We start from the raw sequence: 18,498 nt of genomic DNA, 5'->3' as shown, positions 1-18,498 counted from the left end.
CTCACGGAGGAGTTACGTGTTGAGCTTATTAAGAAATGTTTTGCTGACTAGCTTGTCGCTATGGGCAACCTCCGCCGCCGCTTATCCGTTTTACGCCCCACCACCGCCACAAGATGATACGCCTGTGTTCAGTGGCGATGCCGAGCTTGGCTTTACCCATCTTTCCGGCAACACCAATAGCCAAACGTTGATTGGAAAGACACGACTGACGTGGCTAACGGGAGACTTCACTCACTCGCTGCGCGGTGAAGTGCGCAATGTGAGCAAGAACGGAGAAACCAGTGCAGAACAATATTTAGTGGCAGGGAGAGAGCGCTTTGACTTTAGCGGGCCCCACTACCTGTTTGGCTTTGCCCGCTGGGAAAAAGACCGCTTTGCTGGCTACGATCAGCAGCTTTCCGCCATTGGTGGTTATGGGCGTCAGCTGCTAACCGGCGAGCGGCATTCACTTTCGTTAGAAGCGGGGCCTGGATATCGAAATGACCGACTGCGCGACGCCGATAATGAACAATTGGCTGTTGCTTATACGGCACTCGACTATCGATTTGGTTTTTCGGATTACGCTGATATCGCTCAGGAAATGTCGGTGGAATATACCCGCAAGAACACCACAGCGCGTTCATTAACGGCACTGACGGCTCGACTTAATTCACGTCTTTCGCTGCGCCTTTCCCATGAAATCAAGCACAACTCGCAGCCGCCTGATGATGCCAATGAACGCACTGACAGCACTACCAGCGCGTCACTGCTATATCACTGGTGACACGCCATTGCTTACTTTATCAGCAACACTTTAATTTATTCACAATAATTATCAGGTAGTTAGCTTATTTTTCAGCCAATTACGGCAATTGCTAACCGGTTCACAATGGTGCATCACCAGCGCTCCTCGCACCATTTTCATGCAATTTTTCTTTCATCATTAGACCTTGGTCTATATTCGAGATATAATATTTTCAGTTTCCTGTCCTCGCGCCATTCCTTGAATGGCGCTTTTTTTTGTTTTGAAAACCGAGCGCATTTGAGCGTTAAGCCTGCTCACGCACGGTTTTGTTAAGCTCAATGGCCCCGCTTACCCAATCCCCATCAAACATAGGTGTTCTTAATGAACCAACCTGTCCACACCAGCGAGGGTTCTTCGCGGTTTTCCCTCGGCGACCCCATCGTACTGGTGCTTAGCATCGGTTTTATTGTGGCGTTTCTTGCCCTCTCCTTTTACGACATTGATCTTGTCGCCAACTCAATTAGTGCTGGCTTTGCCTGGACTGCCCTAGTGCTAGGCAGCTACTTTCAGTTGCTACTGTTACTGACCTTTTTTATTGCCATTGGCTTGGCAGTTACGCCAGCGGCAAAAGCCAAGATTGGCAATCTCGATACTCCAGAGATGAGCACATTCAAGTGGTTATCGATCATTCTGTGCACATTACTCGCAGGTGGTGGCGTCTTCTTTGCCGCCGGAGAGCCGATATATCACTTCGTAGTAACGCCACCTGCCTTTGACACCGAAGCAGGCACCGCCGAAGCCGTTTCAAGCGCCCTTGCCCAGTCGTTTATGCACTGGGGCTTTCTAGCCTGGGCGGTGCTTGGCTCACTGACCGCTGTAGTGCTCGCCCATGCCCACTATGTAAAAGGTCAGCCGTTACAGCCACGCACGCTGCTTTACCCCATTTTTGGCGAGCGCCTCATGCGCGGCCCGCTAGGTGGCTTGGTAGATGCCTGCTGCGTAATTGCACTGGTAGCAGGTACCGTCGGCCCCATTGGGTTTCTGGCTACTCAGGTCAGCTTTGGCTTGCATGAGCTGTTCGGCCTCCCCGAGGGCTACCCAGGGCAGCTCATTATCCTGGCGGTACTCGGCTGCATTTACGTGCTTTCTTCCATGAGCGGTGTTCATAGAGGCATTCAACTACTTAGTCGCTTTAACGTACTGCTGGCACTTGCCATTGGCGCGGTGATTGTTGTGTTTGGCCCCACGCTGTTTTTGGTCAACACCTATGTGTCAAGCATGGGCGCTTACATGAGTGAGTTCTTCACCATGGCAACTATGACCGCCGACACCGCCCCCGCCTGGTGGATGCAGTGGTGGACCGTCTTTTTCTTTGCTTGGTTTATTGGCTATGCACCGCTGATGGCAATTTTCGTGGCGCGTATTTCACGTGGGCGTAGTATTCGCGAGATGATTCTTGCCGTGGCAGTACTCGCCCCCATTGCTACCACCGTCTGGTTTACCCTGCTTGGCGGCTCGGGCATTTACTACCAGCTCACCGGCGTAATCGACCTGACAGAAGCGCTGAATAATTTCCAGTTTGATGTGGCGACGCTCACCGTGGCCCAGGCGCTCCCCGGAGGCACGTGGATGGCACTGGCAATTTTGTTACTGACTACGATTTTTGTGGCCACCACCGGTGATTCGATGAGTTACGCCATTGCGGTAGTGGGTGCGGGCCATGATGACCCGAGCCCTTACGTGAGTGCTTTTTGGGGGATTGCCATGGCGCTAATGGCAGCGGTGCTGCTTTACATGGGCGCTGGGCAGATTGGCGCTTTGCAGCAATTTATCGTGATTACCGCAATTCCCGTTTCACTAATTTTGCTACCATCGCTGTGGAATGGCCCGCAAGCAGCCTATGCCATGGCGCGTGAACAAGGCATTATCGAGTAACGGTTTTTATCATAACCCTTCCAGCAGGCGTAGAATCATCTGCGGCTGCTGGTTGGCCTGAGCCAAAATCGCAATGCCTGCTTGCTGCAGAATTTGCGCTCGAATTAGATTGGAAACTTCACGGGCATAATCAGCGTCTTGAATACGCGACTGAGCAGCAGACGTGTTGATAATGTTGGTATTGAGGCCATCAATCACACTTTCGAAGCGATTTTGCACCGCGCCTAAATAGCTCCGCTGGCGATCCACCTGTTTGATAGCATCATCCATCGCCTTCAGCGGGCTTTCTGTTGCACTGCCATTATCTAAAACACTAAAGTTTTCCAGCCCCAGTGCCTGTCTATTCATGGCTGCAAAGCGCACCGCAATGCTATCGCCATCGTTAGCACCCACCTGAATATTTACCGACTTGGTACTATCAAACAACTTGATGCCGTTGAAGTTGCTCTGCTCGGCAATACGATCAATTTCTTCTAGGCGCTGATCAATCTCGTCTTGAATTGAAACAAGGTCATCAGAAGAGTTAGTGCCGTTAGCTGCTTGCACACTCAGTTCACGAATACGCTGCAAGTTATCGTTAATTTGGTCTAGCGAGCCTTCCGCTGTTTGCGCCATGGAAATACCATCGTTGGTATTGCGAATGGCTTGCTCCATACCACGCAGCTGAGCACTCATACGGTTGGCAATCGCCTGACCTGCAGGATCATCCTTGGCACTGTTGATGCGTAGCCCAGATGACAGGCGCTCCATAGCCGTCTGCATGGCTTGCTGGCTGCCACGCAGATTGTTCTGCACGATAAGAGACATCAGATTCGTGTTTAGGCTAAGCAACGCGCGCCTCCGTGGAAGGTCAGCCCGCCCAAAGATGGAGGACTACTTTTCTTATTATCGGCCACTAAGCAAAAATCATGAATATTCTCGTTGTTTAAGTGAACGGCAACTGGCTGTGAGCACTTCATCTACCGGACGACGCACGTAACTATGTTGGTAGTACCCCTCGTCGATGATTTCACCGTCCCACGCCACAATATCCAAGTCCATGGTTCTCGGTCCTGATTTGATGGGGCCACGTACACGCCCCAGGCGGTTTTCTACATCTTTTAAGTAGGCGCGGAAAGCGTCGTGATCAAGCGTTGTTCGCACCAGTAACGCCGCATTAAGAAAATCTGGCTGGTGTTGATAGCCAACCGGGGCTGTGCGAATCGCCTCTGAGCTTGCTATCAGCTCACATTCACTGCGCAAAATGGTCAGTGCTTCGTGAAAGTGATGTTCCGGCTCAATATTGGTACCGAGAGAGATTAAGCATTCATGGTAGGCCGTATCGGGCGTAGTGTTTAACGACGAGAGTGGCATAGCTGCATCCTAATCTTAGAGGCCCTAAATCTTAGAAACCCTACTCTTAAAGGCATAACCCGAAGACGGTGGTCGAGTCACATTGATGATACGTAAGATTAGCTGGCCTGTTATTTTGTTCAAGTCCTGTACAAGACATTGACAAACGCTACGCTCACGCAGAAAGTCATGCTTAACGCTTAGTACGTTGAAAAGTTAATCCACTTTGGGGAATCTTGCATGAGTTCATCTGCTGCACTTGTCACTGGCGGCGCCACACGTTTGGGGCGTTATTTCGCCGAAGCCCTGGCAGATAAAGGCTATGATATTGCCTTACACGTGAATAGCTCACGTGATGAAGCCGAAGACGTTGCTAAGACAATTCGCGCCAAAGGCCAGCGCTGCGAAATACTGCCGTGTAACTTTTTGAGCGACTCTCTTGAAGAGCTTGTGACAGCCGCCAAACAGCACTTCCCGAACCTAAATGTGCTGCTTAATAGCGCTTCTGCGTATGAGCCTGCTCCCATTGCAGACACCGACATGGCCATGCTGGAGACGCAATTTAGAGTCAATATGTTTACACCATTGCTGCTCACACGACACTTTGCAGACACCGTCGATAACGGCCAAGTTATTAACATCATTGACAATAAAGTGGCCTACCATCAATACCCTTATGCAGCATATTTACTGTCGAAAAAGAGCCTTGCGGACATGACGCGCATGGCAGCACTTGAGTTTGCACCACGGCTGCGTATTAACGGTATTGCTCCCGGCGTGGTACTGCCTGCCTCTCAACGCACCAGCGACTATATTCAATGGCGTATTGAAGGTATTCCCGTTAAACACCAGGGTAACCCCTCCCACCTTGTACAAGCTTTGCACTACTTATTAGACAATGGCTTTGTTGCTGGGCAAATTCTATTTGTCGATGGCGGCGAGTCGATCAACCTTGAAGGGCGTCATTCCGAAAACTATCCAGGCTAAAAGTAAAAGCCGTCTTTCGAACCTGTCTTCAAAAAACCCCTACGATATACGCTGCCGGCGCTTATTAAGAGCATCCGGCAGTCTTTTTGTGGCTCTCTGGTAAGCGCCGCACGATTTAACTAAAGGCCACATTTCACGTCTTCCATGGGCAGAAGGATTATCGGTAGACTCCTAAAAGTCGTCTGTTTTCAGCTGGCATACAACCCTTCGAGTCGACTATTCCAACAATAAAAAGGAATTTCTCATGGAAAAACTCGCGCAACGGCTGGGGCTTCGCACGGACCCTACTATTTTCTTTGCCTCTGCCGGATTAATGCTGCTATTTCTGGTGGCACTTATCGTTGCCCCAGAGGCTATCGGAAACGTTTTTGCCACTGGCCGCACCTGGGTGGTCACTAATCTGGGCTGGTTCTTTATCTTCGGGGTTAGTTTCTGGCTGGTTTTTTTGCTTTGGATAGCGTTGAGCCGTTACGGCAATATTCGCTTGGGCGGCGAAGACGACCGACCGGAATATGGCAACATTTCCTGGTTCACCATGCTGTTTGCTGGCGGTATCGGCACGGTATTGATGTTCTGGGGAGTCGCCGAACCAGTCTTTCACTTTGCTACCCCTCCCCACGGCGATATTGAGCCACACACGGTAGAAGCCGCCCGGGAGGCGATGGGCTTTTCGCTGTATCACTTGGGCTTGCATACCTGGACCATCTTCACCCTACCGGGGCTAGCCTTTGCCTACTTTATTTACCGTTACGACCTACCAGTACGTGTCAGCTCGGTGTTCTATCCGCTGCTCAAGGAGCGCATTTACGGGCCTATCGGTAAAACGATCGATATCTTTGCGGTGCTCGGAACGCTGTTTGGGGTGGCCGTTTCTATCGGGCTGGGCACTTCTCAGATTAATGCAGGGCTAAGCGAACTCTTTGGCATTGCTGATAGCGTGACCAGTAAAGTCGTTATCATCACCGTGCTAACGGCGGTCGCGGTAGCCTCCATTGCAGGGGGGTTGGATAAAGGCGTAAAGCTGCTTTCTAACGTCAATATCGGTCTGGCCGTAGGGCTGATGTTGTTTGTACTGTTTACCGGCTCTACCGTCTTTCTACTGCGCGGTATTATCGAAACGCTTGGCATTTATATTTCCAACATCGTGCCTCTGTCGTTTTGGAACGACACCTTAGCGCAATATACCCGGGAAGAAGGCAGTTGGGGCTGGCAGGGTAACTGGACAGTCTTCTACTGGGCCTGGACAGTGACATGGTCTCCCTTTATCGGCTTGTTTGTAGCACGCATTTCCAAGGGTCGTACCATCCGTGAGTTTGTCCTTGGTGTGCTGTTTGCGCCTTCTGTATTTACGCTAGTGTGGTTCGCCATTTTTGGCTGGTCGGCCATGGAAATCGATGGTATCGGTGCGGCCGCTCGCGAACAGCTGGGCGACCAAGCTGGCGTGATGACGGCCGCCGTCATGGATAGCGTGCCATTAGCGATGTTTGCGTTCTTCGAGCACTTCCCTGCTGCTACGCTGATCCAAGGACTTGCCGTCGTGATCGTGGCGATTTTCTTTGCCACTTCGTCGGACTCGGCTTCGTTGGTCATCGACCTACTGTGTACCGGCGACACGGAACCCGGCCCTATCCATCAGCGGGTATTCTGGGGAGTCTCGGAAGGTGCCGTTGCCGCCATGCTGATCATACTCGCAGGGGATGCGGGGTTAGTGGCGCTACAGCAAGTGATTACCGTCATTGGCCTACCGATTTTCATCATGGTATTTGCCATGGTGTTTTCGCTAATGAAGGCACTAATGAAGGAAAATATCAAGATTGTGCGGCCCCAGCAGGCTCCGAATCTGGATAACCTGTAAGCGGCTGCGACACGCTGCCTGCCACACAGTAGAGGTTGCGCACTAACAACAAAGCCGCCCAAAAGGGCGGCTTTGTCATCTAGTCAACCGTTTCAATGACCGGCATCCTAGCGCTTACACATCATCAACATCACCATGATCAGGCTTTAGGTGATCAGGCTCATGTGTGGACTGAACTGACTGGTTTGATGGCTGCTCGCTGTCCTGACGGATCTGCGACGTTTCCACCTTTTTACGCTCAGCAGTGGAATCCAACACACGCACATTAGCGGGTGGTGTTTTACCACCTTTTGTTTCACCGAAATAGAGCGTGGTATGCGGGAATGGAATCTCGATTCCTGCTGCATCAAAGCGCAACTTCACTAAACGGTTATAAGCACGCCCGACACCCCACTGATCGCCCGGCGTTGTTTTGATCACCACACGAATATTGACAGAGCTGTCGGCCAGCGCGGTAACGCCTGCAACCGTCAGGTCAGCCAGCAGTTTATGGCTGTGTTCTGCGCTCTCTTTCAGATCTTCGAACGCCAACTGCAGCTGCTCAATCGCCTCGTCAATGCTCTCGTTATAGCCAATACCGTATTCACCGACGTGGTTACCGTACTCACGCATATAGTTAGACACAGTATCAACGCTGGAGAACGGCACGATGTGGTAGGTGCCTGACAGATCGCGAATGCCTACTGAACGAATACTAAGCCGTTCAGCGGTACCAGTGACGCCGCCTACCGTCACCACATCACCGGTATTCATGGCATTTTCTACCTGAATAAAGACACCCGTAATTACATCCTGCACCAACTTTTGGGCACCAAAACCAATCGCCAAGCCCAGCACACCGGCACCAGCAATAAGCGGCCCGATATTAATGCCTATTTCCGATAATACGATCATGCCGGTAATCGTCACCATGGCAATCACTAAGGCGTTACGGAACAGACTCAGCAGCGTTTTAGCACGCGCAGAGGGTTCGCCATGCCCCGTTTCCGGGTTGAGCTTATGTTCGATCAAACTCGCTAGCCCCAGCCACACACCAAACGCAACGATCAGGATTATGGCGACGCTGGTAAGTTTCCCGACGAGGTTCGCGCCACGTTCAGAGGCATACCATGCCGCTAAGTTAAACACTCCCCAGGCATCCAGCACGACCATAATGACCGCTATTAATAACACGGTGCGCAGCACGCGTAAGGCATTGGGCACATAGCTATTTAAGCGCACTTCCAACATCGGTAGCTTACGACGCAGATCATCGGATAGCTGGATACGACGACCAATCGTTTGCGTAAGGAACGCCGAGATCAAAAGGCCGATGACCACGGCTGCCAATGTCTTCAATGTGGCAAACAGTACAAACGGCAATGCATCCCCAGGGCGTGTCAACGTAAGCACAAACACCATCAGGAAGTAGAGCAATGCGAATAAGTGCCAGGTTCGAGCAAACAGGTGCAGCGATACACGGCTGGCGGTCATCGTCGCTCGTGCTGCCATCTGGTCAAGATTATCACGCAGGCGTACGCGGTTTTTAAGCACGACACCTACCGCGTAGATGAAGGCCAACAGCATAATAAAGGTGCCGACTGCTTGGCCCAAGGTTGCCGCAATATAGAAATTAACCAGTGGCACGACCACCATCAAGCCATAGCCAACCATGCCAATTAAACGCGCTAACCAACGATTCCAGTAGGAAGCCTCTTTTGCTGAAATAGGTAACAAGCGCAGCCCTTCGTAGCGGGAAGAGAACAGCATACGCACACCGGCTTTCAACAGTTCAATAACCAAGAAAGCGTTCAGGAATAGCGAGGCACGAGTAGAGAGTTCACCTGTTTCGCCAATCGCAAACGTCGCTAACAAGTTCCCGCCCACGTAGGCAAAAGCGACCAACAACACATCTACGACGGCAGCAATAGCGACACACAACACCAAACGCAGCACGGGCGTTAAACCACTGCCCTGTTGAGACCAGCCACTGATTTTAGTGAATAACGGTTTAGCCAAACGACGGGAAAGTAAAAATATCGCGAACGTCGCAACAATCACGATACCTAGATTAATTGCCGCACTAACAAACGCGGCCATGTCGAAGGTACCCGCCCCTTGACCGGTAAACAGGCCACCTACAACGGACACCGCCTGCTCTATCTGGCCGCCAACATCCCCCACTACGCGGCTGGTTAGCTCTGCAAGCTGTCGAGGCAGTGATACATCCTCGGGAGCAAGGTCGCTACCTTGGGCGGCGGCCACCGGTGATAGCTCACTGGTCAGCTCGTTGGGTAACACTGACGCCTGGTTTCGCAACAGCTCAATTAGCTCCTGACGCGCCTGCTCATCTTCCAGCAGATCGGCAAGTGCCGAGTAGGAGGGCTGCTCTTCGACGTTAGCGGTGTCTTCACTGCCTGCACTTAGCGACGTTTGTGCCAACGCAGGCGTTGTTAGAAAGGCGAATAGCATCAATAACCAGACGCCTAGCCAGGGGAAAAAACGTAATGGCGTCACACCTAAACCTCCCTTTGGGTGAGTCTTTTACTCAATGTCATTATTAACTCATTTTATGCACATCATAGTGCACGCTATTCATATTGCACTCTACGTGGGTGCTAGGTTTGTATAAAAGACAAACAGGGTAACATGGGAAAAAGAGCGTGGCTCGCCACTAGCCTCGTCAATGTTTATTACGTCAACGCTACGAAAGTTGGCCATTATCTTTAGATTTACCCGCAAAGCGGCGCCAGCCATTGGTGGGCTAACGCCAACAACAGCCCATAGCGTGCCCCTTTGGCTACCACAATCCAAAGCAGTGCACGCCACCAGGGCAGCCTAAAGATACCTGCGAGCACAGTCAGGGGGTCACCAAGGACAGGTGCCCAGGAAAGCAGCAAGCTAACTTCGCCAAAACGCTTGTACCAACGCTCTGCGCGAGCTAGGCCAGCGGGCGACGCTGGGAACCAGCGGCGATGTTGAAACTGGCGAGCATAACGTCCCAGCGCCACATTGATCATACTGCCCAGCGTATTGCCAGCGGTTGCGACGAGCCACAGCCCAAGCGCGGACTCGCCTAAACACCACAGCCGTGCCAACCACACCTCTGAGCCGCCAGGCAGTAAGGTGGCACTCGCTAGCGCCACCCAGAATAAGCTAAACATAATGGGTGCCGCCTTTGTCAGTCACTGCTGGTCCACGAAGCACTGCTCATCGGGGCAGTTGGCCACCCAGCTGTAGAGTGATTTCGTCGGCAATTGTGCGCACTAACGCACCCAACGCCAGCAGGCGCTCTTCAGGAATGCGTGCCATTGGCCCAGAGACTGAAATAGCCGCCAGCGGCGTGCCGTGCTCATCGTGAATGCAGGCGGCAACGCAATGTAAGCCCACTGCATGCTCCTCGCGGTCGCAGGCAAATCCCTGAGCACGAATAGTGGCCATTTCGGTCAACAGCTCATCGGATTGATGCAGGGTATTTTCAGTCACCCGGGCAAGGTCGTAACCTTTAAGCAGCGCGGTACGCTCGTCTTCGCTCATCCAGGCCAGTAAGGCTTTACCCACCCCTGAAGCATGCAGCGGCGCCCGCGAGCCTAGGCGAGTAATCATGCGCATCATCTGCGGCGACTCATGCTGGGCAAGAAATACCGCGGTTGCACCATCCCGAATGCCCAAGTTGGCAGTTTCGCCTGTTTCTGCGGTTAAGCGGCGTAGAAAGGGCCTGCTTTGGGTAACGACGTCGCGCGCTTCTAAAAAACTGTTACCAATGCGGAAAGTTTTAACATCAATACGCCAAAGCCCCTGCTCACTCTCTTGCGTCACGAACCCCTGACTCTGTAGCGCCTGCAACAAACGGTGAGTAGTGGATGGCGCGAGATCAGCCATCTCCGCCAACTCTGACAGGGCTAACCCTAATGGGCTTGCCGACAAATGCTCTAACAGCGTGAGGCCACGTACTAATGATTGGCTGTGCCCACCGCTCGGCTTGGTGGCCCCTGCCGGACGTCCGACTGACCTGCGCTTTACGTCACTCACCTTACTTTCTCCTGAAGGCGCCTCTCCTGAAGGCATAAAGTGGGGGAGGATAACGCGCCAGCGGGGCAGCTGTCGCGTTTACGGAAACAAATTCCACCAATGATATAGCGAGATTTACTAGCGATGGCGCCACTGAGGCGGGCGCTTGGCAATGAAGGCATCAATGCCCTCGGCTACATCGTCTGCCAGCATGTTGCACGCCATGGTTTCACCAGCAAAGGCATAGGCTTCCTCTAACGGCATGGCCAACTGACGGGCGAACATTGCCTTCCCAGTGCGCACCGCCACCGCGCTCTTAGCGCAAATGCTTGCAGTGAGCGCTTCCACAGTACTATCGAGTTCGCTCTCTTCGGCAACCCGATTAATGAGCCCCCAGTCGGCAGCCTGAGAAGCACTAATAAACTCCCCGGTCAGCAGCATTTCCATCGCCCGTTTACGCGATACGTTACGCGACAGCGCTACCGCCGGTGTCGAACAGAAAAGCCCCACATTGATCCCTGACACGGCAAAGCGGGCACTGCTAGCCGCCACGGCCAAATCACAGCTAGCGACGAGCTGGCAGCCAGCGGCCGTCGCAATGCCCTGAACTTTAGCAATCACGGGTACAGGCAAGTTAACGATGGTCTGCATTACCGCGCCGCAGCGAGCAAACAGCGCTTGGTAGTAGGCTTTATCAGGGTTCGCACGCATCTGCTTTAAATCATGTCCTGCGCAGAATGCCTTGCCGTTCGCGGCTAACACTACGCAGCGCACTTGCTCATTCTGAGCAATATCATCAAGCGCACGTTGCAGCGCCGTCAGCATGTCCTCAGACAGCGCATTAAAGCGTTCAGGTTGGTTTAAAGTAAGGGTCGTTACCCCTTGATAGTCAGTGCGTTGCAGCAGATCTGAAGACGCCAGTGGCGCATCTGGAGAGGCAGACATAGAAAGCTCCTAGACAGTCGAGTGTTGCTCAGTCTAGCGCGTACAAAAACTAATGTTGGCGAGATACGACCAAAGAGGCCTCCTGAGAAGCAGGAGGCCTCGTGAGTTACGTGTTTGCGCGGTTGCCCTTGCGATGGTTATAGCCTAGAGGATGAGGTTCGCCACGGGCCTTAGCCAGTTCGATTTGGCGTTGACGCTCTCGGGCGGCAGCGCGGGTTTTCTCGGGGAGTGAGTCGATGCAGTGGGGGCAACTGATGCCCGGCTCATAGGCCGACGACTGCATATCATCAAGCGAGATGGGCATACGGCAGGCGTGGCACTGCTCATGCTCGCCTTCGCTTAGATCGTGGCGCACCGTGACGCGGTTATCAAATACGAAACATTCCCCGCGCCATAAAGATTGCTCTTCCGGGACCTTTTCGAGGTAGTTCAGCACGCCACCTTTTAGGTGATAAACCTCTTCAAAGCCCTCTTTCAGCATAAAGCTGGAGGCCTTTTCGCAGCGAATGCCACCGGTGCAGAACATGGCGACTTTCTTGTGCTTTTCTGGGTTGTAGTGCTCACGCACGTACTCAGGAAACTCACGGAAGGTGGTCGTTTTCGGGTCAATTGCCCGCTCAAAGCTACCAATCGCTACTTCGTAGTCGTTACGGGTGTCAATGACCAGCACGTCTGGGTCGGAGATCACATCATTCCAATCTTCCGGTTCCACGTAGGTTCCAACGGTGTCGTTGGGGTCAATATCCGGCACGCCTAAGGTGACAATCTCTTTTTTCAGCTTCACCTTCGTACGATAAAACGGCGTTTCGTCGCAGTAGGACTCTTTATGGTCGATATCGCTTAAGCGAGGGTCGGCGGTCAGCCAAGTTAGCAGGCCATCAATGCCCTCGCGGGTGCCCGCCACGGTGCCGTTAATACCTTCTTTGGCCAGCAGCAGCGTGCCTTTGACGCCGTTATCGATCATCCTCTGGCGCAGAGGCTCACGCAGCGCTTCAAAGTCGTTCAGAGTGACAAATTTATACAGCGCCGCGACCACAATAGGCGGCGTTTGGGTGGTTTCCGTCATGGAATACTCCTGGTAGTCGCCCCCGCAAAGGGCGGACCGGGTAAATAAACGCGCATAGTTTAGCAAACAATTCATGCGAAGTGCTGCTCCGCCTGACAATGACGAGGGGCTGCGGGTCAATCATCAATTTATTCGATCGGACCGTCTAAAAAGCTTCACCCCACGCTCCAGGCGAGCGAGCGTATATTGGTGCTATTCCTTATGACGTTTTCGGAGCACACCATGCACATCCGTCGTTCTAATGAGCGAGGCTACGCCGACCACGGCTGGCTGCGTTCTTACCACACTTTTTCGTTCGCCAACTATGTGGATCCTAACCATATGGGATTCCGAGCGCTGCGGGTAATCAACGAAGACCGGGTAACCGGCGGCCAAGGTTTTGGTGCTCACCCCCATCGGGATATGGAGATTATCTCCTATGTACTGGAAGGGGAAATGGAGCATCGCGATAATATGGGTAACGGCGAGGTAATGCGCCCGGGCGATGTACAGCGCATGTCCGCAGGTACTGGCGTGCTGCACAGCGAGTTTAATCATTCAAAAGAGAACGGACTGCATTTCCTGCAGATTTGGATCGAGCCTGCCAAGCGTGGCATTACTCCTAGCTATGAGCAGAAGGCCTTTCCTACCGCTGAACGCCAAGGCCAGTGGCGCTTAGTCGCTTCTCAAGATGGTCGCGAAGGGTCGGTGAGCGTTAATCAAGACGTTAACCTTTACGCTGGCTTGTTCGATGCAGGAGAGCAAGCGACTGCACCACCGTCACGCTATGCCTGGCTACATGTGGTGAAAGGCACGGTTGACGTTAACGGTGAAACCCTCAGCGCTGGGGATGCTGCTGCATTTCAACCGCATGAAACATTCAGTGTGACCGGTGGACAAACGGCTGAAGTGCTGTTGTTTGATTTAGCCTAAACCAGTTTCAATCGCTGAAACTAATAAGCCTATAAACCAAAACGGCCCCGAAAGAGGGGCCGTTTTAGATGGTTACGCTGACAGCATCGTCTAGCTGTTATGCGCCGAGTAAAGCACGCGAATTTTCAGCGTGTGCTCCACTTGCTTCAACGCTTCTAAGGCTTGCGGACCGTAGGCTTTATCAACATCAATGACCACATAGCCCACTTTATCATTGGTTTGCAGGTACTGACCTGAAATGTTGATGCCGTTTTCAGACAGTACGCGGTTAATTTGCGATAGTACGCCAGGTACGTTGTCATGAATGTGCAACAGACGATGCTTATCTGGATGAGCAGGCAGCGCTACTTCTGGGAAGTTAACAGAGGTAACCGTGGTGCCATTGTCCGAATAAGTAATTAGCTTTTCAGCCACCTCAATACCGATATTCTCCTGGGCTTCCAGGGTAGAACCACCGATATGCGGTGTCAGAATCACGTTGTCCAGGCCGCGTAGCGGACTTTGGAACTCTTCATCATTGCCCTTCGGCTCTACCGGGAAGACATCAATGGCGGCACCGTTAAGCTTGCCAGCCTTAATCGCTTCTGCCAGTGGCTCAATCTCAACAACGCTGCCGCGGGCTGCGTTAATCAGGATGGCGCCCTGCTTCATGGCCGCGATCTCTTTCTCGCCAATCATCCAGCGCGTAGCAGGCAAGTCAGGAACGTGTAGGCTAACCACGTCAGAGCGTGCTAACAGCTGCTCCAGGCTCGCTACCTGATTCGCATTGCCCATGCCTAACTTGGTGATCACATCGTAATAGATGACGTTGAAGCCAAGCGATTCAGCCAACACTGAAAGCTGCGCACCGATGCTACCGTAACCAACGATACCCAGGGTTTTGCCCCGAGCTTCGTGGGAATTTTTCGCTGATTTCAGCCAGCCCCCTTGGTGAGCGCGCGCATTCTTCTCGGGAATGCCACGTAGCAGCATGATGGCTTCCGCCAGTACCAATTCTGCGACCGAGCGGGTATTGGAGTACGGCGCGTTAAATACCGCAATGCCGCGTTTAAGGGCTGCCGTCAAGTCAACCTGGTTCGTACCGATACAGAAACAGCCAACGCCCACCAGCTTTTCTGCCGCGTCAAATACGCGCTCGTTGAGCTGCGTACGCGAGCGAATGCCGATGAAGTGAACATCGCGAATCTTTTCGATCAGCGACGCTTCATCTAGCGATGTCGGCAGGTGCTCGATGTTCTCGTAACCTGCGTTGTGAAAATTGTCCACCGCGCTTTGGTGGACGCCCTCGAGCAGCAGGATCTTGATCTTGCTCTTGTCCAGGGACGTTTTGGCCATGGCTGAATCAACCTCTATGGTCGGCGGCATGCGCCGTGTATCGGTTCACGGGAGGCGCATATGGTAGCACAACCACTGCCACTCTCGGCGTCTTGAGATGATGAAAAGTGTGCGTTTACAAGATGAACCGGGCGCAAGTAGAAGAATTGACCACGGATGAGGGCAGACGCCACCCCCTTAGCTCGGTGTATACTGGGCGTTTATTTTTTGATAACACGGCTATAGCCATATTCGCCGCCCTTAAACAGCGTCAGGGCGCCAGCAAAATAGTAGGCCTTACCCAATGAGCGACAACACTCCACCTGCGCAAGATTTCGCCGCAACGGTTTCACAGCTTGAAACCATTGTGGAACGCCTTGAGTCCGGCGAACTCTCATTGGAGGACGCGCTGACCGCGTTTGAACAGGGCGTGCGACTTACCCGTGACGCCCAGCAGCGTCTCGACAACGCCGAACTAAAAGTTCGTGCATTAAGTGAAGACCGCGAGGGTAAGCTTGACGTTACCTCTTTTACGGCGGGTCCAGAGACGGACAATGCCACTAATCACGGCAACGACAGCGAGGAAACGCCGCCATGGTAACGACTGCTAATGCCTCTCCGCTGGCGACGCTGCGCCAGGCGAGCAATGCGCGGGTAGATGCCACACTTTCAGCCTTGTTTGACACCCAACCAGCCGTTGCGCCGCGGCTTGAAGCCGCGATGCGTCACGGCCTATTGGTAGGCGGCAAACGTTTGCGGCCACTGCTAGTGTACCTCGCAGGTAACGCATTAGGTGCGCGGGAAGACGCGTTGGATGCCCCCGCAGCAGCGATTGAGCTGATCCATGCGTACTCATTGATTCATGACGATCTACCTGCCATGGACGATGACGACTTGCGTCGCGGCCAACCTACGGTGCATAAAGCGTTCGATGAAGCCACCGCAATTTTAGCGGGAGACGCGCTGCAAGCACTAGCCTTTGAGGTACTCGCCAGCCAACCTCATCCACGGCTTGGCAGCATGGTAACCACGCTGGCTGTTGCTTCTGGCCGGGCGGGGATGGTCGCAGGCCAAGCGCTAGATTTAGCCGCCGTAGGCGGCCACCCGGATGTGGATGCCTTGGCTCATATGCATGCCCACAAAACCGGTGCGCTGATTGTGGCTGCAGTGCGTTTAGGCGGGTTAGTCGCGGTAGATGAAAATGACCCACGGCTTGCCGCTCTGATTCGCTACGCCCGCGCCATTGGTCTAGCCTTCCAGATTCATGATGATGTCCTTGATGTGACGGGCGATACCGTCACGTTGGGCAAAGTCTCCGGCGCTGATGCCGCACGTGCCAAGCCGACCTATCCCAGCTTACTGGGGCTTTCAGGCGCACAGCATAAAGCAAATTCGCTTATTGAAGAGGCCATTGCCGCCCTCGCCCCGCTTGGCGAGCAAGCCGCACCGCTGGCTGATCTTGCCCACTATATGATCGAGCGCGACCACTGACATGCCTATGAAGTTGTTCGACGAGATTCCCCGCGAGCGCCCGGCGACGCCGCTGCTCGACTCTTTTGATCATCCCGCTGCGCTGCGGGCCATGAATGCTAAACAGCTTGCCCAGTTGGCTGACGAATTACGCGCCTACTTGCTATACAGCGTGGGTGTGACAGGCGGCCACTTCGGTGCAGGCCTGGGCGTTGTGGAGCTTACCGTAGCGCTGCACCACGCTTTTCATACGCCCAAGGACCGTTTGGTATGGGACGTAGGCCACCAAGCATACCCACATAAGATTTTAACCGGGCGACGCGAGGAGATGCTCAGCATTCGCCAGCATGGCGGCCTAGCAGCGTTTCCCCGCCGCACCGAATCCGAGTACGACACCTTCGGTGTAGGTCACTCCAGCACGTCGATTTCAGCCGCCCTGGGGATGGCCTTAGCCGCCCAGGCGCAAAACGATCCTCGTCGTGTGTGCGCCATTATTGGCGATGGCGCACTCACTGCAGGAATGGCGTTTGAAGCGCTGGCCCATGCAGGCCACGTTAACGCCAACATGCTAGTGGTGCTGAACGACAATGAGATGTCGATCTCGGAAAATGTTGGCGGCATCGCGACCTATCTAGCCCGTGTGCTGTCTAGTAAGCCCTTCCTTAAAATGCGTGAAGAAGGCAAAAAAGTGCTCTCCCATCTGCCGGGCGCACTCGAACTTGCCAAGCGCACCGAAGAGCATATGAAAGGCATGGTGAGCCCTGCCACGCTGTTTGAAGAGATGGGCTTCCACTACATCGGCCCAATCGATGGCCACGACCTGGAGGCGCTCACCGAAACATTGCGCAACCTGCGCGACCAGGACGGCCCTCAATTTCTGCATATCAAAACAGTTAAGGGTAAAGGTTTTCTGCCCGCCGAAGCTGACCAAATTGGTTATCACGCCATCACTAAGCTAGAAAAGCCCAGCGCCACTGCCAATGCGCCGCTGGTAAAACCACCGGCAACGCCCAAAACAGCGGCTAAGAAAAAGTACTGCAACGTGTTTGGCGACTGGCTGTGCGATATGGCGGCCACCGATTCACGGCTGATGGGGATTACCCCAGCCATGGGCGAAGGCTCGGATTTAATTCGCTTCTCCCAACAGTATCCTGAGCGCTATTTTGATGTCGCGATCGCCGAGCAGCATGCCGTGACGCTTGCTGCGGGCATGGCCTGCGAGAGCATGAAGCCTGTCGTGGCGATTTACTCCACATTCTTACAGCGCGGCTACGACCAGCTTATTCACGATGTGGCCGTCCAGAATCTAGACGTGACGTTTGCGATTGACCGAGCAGGCCTAGTCGGTGAAGACGGGCCAACCCACCACGGCAGCATGGATTTATCATTTTTACGCTGCATCCCCGGCATGGTTATTTTAGCCCCTGCTGATGAAGCAGAGTGCCGCGCCATGCTTAGCGCCGCCTACCATCACCCAGGCCCTGCAGCGGTTCGCTACCCTCGCGGCACAGGCCCCGGCGTAGCCATTCCGGAACACTTAGAGCCGTTGCCCATTGGCCAGGCACAGGTGCGCCGCGAGGCTGGTAACGAAGGCGTACGCATTGCATTGCTAGCGTTTGGTAGCGTCAACAGCGCCGCCGCAGAGGTTGCTGAAAAGCTCGACGCAACGCATATCAATATGCGCTCTATCAAGCCACTGGACCGAGACACCGTGCTGCATGCCGCTGATGAACATGAGCTGCTGGTCACTCTGGAAGAGAATGTGATCGCCGGTGGTGCAGGTAGCGCAGTGAACGAACTACTGCATGCTGAAGGGGTACAAATCGAGGTGCTCAATTTAGGCCTGCCTGACACCTTTGTTGAACACGGCACCCCTGCAGAGTTGCTACGCGACTGCGGCCTGGATGCCGACGGTATCGAGCGCGCTATCCGCGCTCGTCTCCCGTAACTTTTAACTTTTCAACGGTT

At 53.6% G+C, this 18,498-nt stretch carries 16 protein-coding genes; 8 read left to right on the top strand and 8 right to left on the bottom strand.

Going from position 1 to position 18,498, the window contains the following annotated elements; translation table 11 throughout:
- Nucleotides 1-19 precede the first annotated feature (19 nt).
- Together L1X57_RS06625 and L1X57_RS06620 are read left to right on the top strand one after the other, a co-directional pair.
- The gene (locus L1X57_RS06625) at nt 20-763 is read left to right on the top strand and encodes a DUF481 domain-containing protein (RefSeq protein ID WP_009723156.1); all 744 of its coding nucleotides are present in this window, start codon (nt 20-22) and stop codon (nt 761-763) included.
- Between the two features lie 342 nt (nt 764-1,105).
- Entirely contained in the window at nt 1,106-2,659 is a 1,554-nt protein-coding gene (locus L1X57_RS06620; protein ID WP_009723157.1) for a BCCT family transporter, read from the top strand.
- A gap of 9 nt (nt 2,660-2,668) precedes the next feature.
- Here L1X57_RS06620 and L1X57_RS06615 read toward each other — a convergent pair whose 3' ends face one another.
- Together L1X57_RS06615 and folK are read right to left on the bottom strand one after the other, a co-directional pair.
- Nucleotides 2,669-3,490 (bottom strand): flagellin N-terminal helical domain-containing protein, encoded by an 822-nt coding sequence (locus L1X57_RS06615; RefSeq protein WP_009723158.1) that lies wholly within the window; start codon nt 3,488-3,490, stop codon nt 2,669-2,671.
- A 75-nt stretch (nt 3,491-3,565) separates the two neighbouring features.
- Nucleotides 3,566-4,012: a 2-amino-4-hydroxy-6-hydroxymethyldihydropteridine diphosphokinase gene (gene folK / locus L1X57_RS06610; protein WP_009723159.1), complete on the bottom strand. Its 447-nt coding sequence runs from the start codon at nt 4,010-4,012 to the stop codon at nt 3,566-3,568.
- A 219-nt stretch (nt 4,013-4,231) separates the two neighbouring features.
- On the opposite strand from folK, the gene L1X57_RS06605 reads away from it, so the two are divergent.
- Nucleotides 4,232-4,978 (top strand): SDR family NAD(P)-dependent oxidoreductase, encoded by a 747-nt coding sequence (locus L1X57_RS06605; protein WP_009723160.1) that lies wholly within the window; start codon nt 4,232-4,234, stop codon nt 4,976-4,978.
- A gap of 244 nt (nt 4,979-5,222) precedes the next feature.
- Nucleotides 5,223-6,833: a BCCT family transporter gene (locus L1X57_RS06600; RefSeq protein ID WP_009723161.1), complete on the top strand. Its 1,611-nt coding sequence runs from the start codon at nt 5,223-5,225 to the stop codon at nt 6,831-6,833.
- A gap of 114 nt (nt 6,834-6,947) precedes the next feature.
- Here L1X57_RS06600 and ybiO read toward each other — a convergent pair whose 3' ends face one another.
- The 5 genes from ybiO to trhO form a co-directional block, all read right to left on the bottom strand.
- Complete coding sequence (ybiO, locus tag L1X57_RS06595; RefSeq protein WP_009723162.1) at nt 6,948-9,329, bottom strand: mechanosensitive channel protein; 2,382 nt, start codon at nt 9,327-9,329, stop codon at nt 6,948-6,950.
- Nucleotides 9,330-9,544: 215 nt separating this feature from the next.
- On the bottom strand, nt 9,545-9,976 hold the full coding sequence (locus tag L1X57_RS06590; protein ID WP_009723163.1) for a YqaA family protein: 432 nt from the start codon (nt 9,974-9,976) through the stop codon (nt 9,545-9,547).
- A gap of 46 nt (nt 9,977-10,022) precedes the next feature.
- On the bottom strand, nt 10,023-10,844 hold the full coding sequence (locus L1X57_RS06585) for an IclR family transcriptional regulator (RefSeq protein ID WP_009723164.1): 822 nt from the start codon (nt 10,842-10,844) through the stop codon (nt 10,023-10,025).
- Between the two features lie 117 nt (nt 10,845-10,961).
- Nucleotides 10,962-11,768, bottom strand: a complete 807-nt coding sequence (locus tag L1X57_RS06580) for an enoyl-CoA hydratase (protein WP_009723165.1) — start codon at nt 11,766-11,768, stop codon at nt 10,962-10,964.
- A 106-nt stretch (nt 11,769-11,874) separates the two neighbouring features.
- A complete protein-coding gene (gene trhO / locus L1X57_RS06575; RefSeq protein WP_009723166.1) occupies nt 11,875-12,834 on the bottom strand; it encodes an oxygen-dependent tRNA uridine(34) hydroxylase TrhO in 960 nt (319 codons plus the stop codon).
- 222 nt (nt 12,835-13,056) lie between these two features.
- On the opposite strand from trhO, the gene L1X57_RS06570 reads away from it, so the two are divergent.
- Nucleotides 13,057-13,746, top strand: a complete 690-nt coding sequence (locus tag L1X57_RS06570; RefSeq protein WP_009723167.1) for a pirin family protein — start codon at nt 13,057-13,059, stop codon at nt 13,744-13,746.
- A gap of 90 nt (nt 13,747-13,836) precedes the next feature.
- Here L1X57_RS06570 and serA read toward each other — a convergent pair whose 3' ends face one another.
- Nucleotides 13,837-15,081 carry a phosphoglycerate dehydrogenase gene (gene serA / locus L1X57_RS06565; RefSeq protein ID WP_009723168.1) on the bottom strand — a complete coding sequence of 415 codons (1,245 nt, stop codon included), beginning with the start codon at nt 15,079-15,081 and terminating at the stop codon, nt 13,837-13,839.
- A gap of 283 nt (nt 15,082-15,364) precedes the next feature.
- On the opposite strand from serA, the gene L1X57_RS06560 reads away from it, so the two are divergent.
- Genes L1X57_RS06560 through dxs form a run of 3 tightly spaced genes read left to right on the top strand, consistent with a single transcriptional unit; the run spans nt 15,365 to nt 18,478 of the window.
- Nucleotides 15,365-15,661 carry an exodeoxyribonuclease VII small subunit gene (locus L1X57_RS06560; protein WP_009723170.1) on the top strand — a complete coding sequence of 99 codons (297 nt, stop codon included), beginning with the start codon at nt 15,365-15,367 and terminating at the stop codon, nt 15,659-15,661.
- Nucleotides 15,655-16,551 (top strand): (2E,6E)-farnesyl diphosphate synthase, encoded by an 897-nt coding sequence (ispA, locus tag L1X57_RS06555; RefSeq protein ID WP_009723171.1) that lies wholly within the window; start codon nt 15,655-15,657, stop codon nt 16,549-16,551. Before L1X57_RS06560 ends, ispA begins: the two co-directional genes overlap by 7 nt.
- 1 nt (nt 16,552) lies before the next feature.
- A complete protein-coding gene (gene dxs, locus L1X57_RS06550; RefSeq protein ID WP_009723172.1) occupies nt 16,553-18,478 on the top strand; it encodes a 1-deoxy-D-xylulose-5-phosphate synthase in 1,926 nt (641 codons plus the stop codon).
- Nucleotides 18,479-18,498: the final 20 nt, after the last annotated feature.

It is taken from the genome of Halomonas sp. TD01 (assembly GCF_923868895.1).
GTDB lineage: Bacteria > Pseudomonadota > Gammaproteobacteria > Pseudomonadales > Halomonadaceae > Vreelandella.
This window is presented reverse-complemented; position numbering and strand designations above follow the sequence as displayed.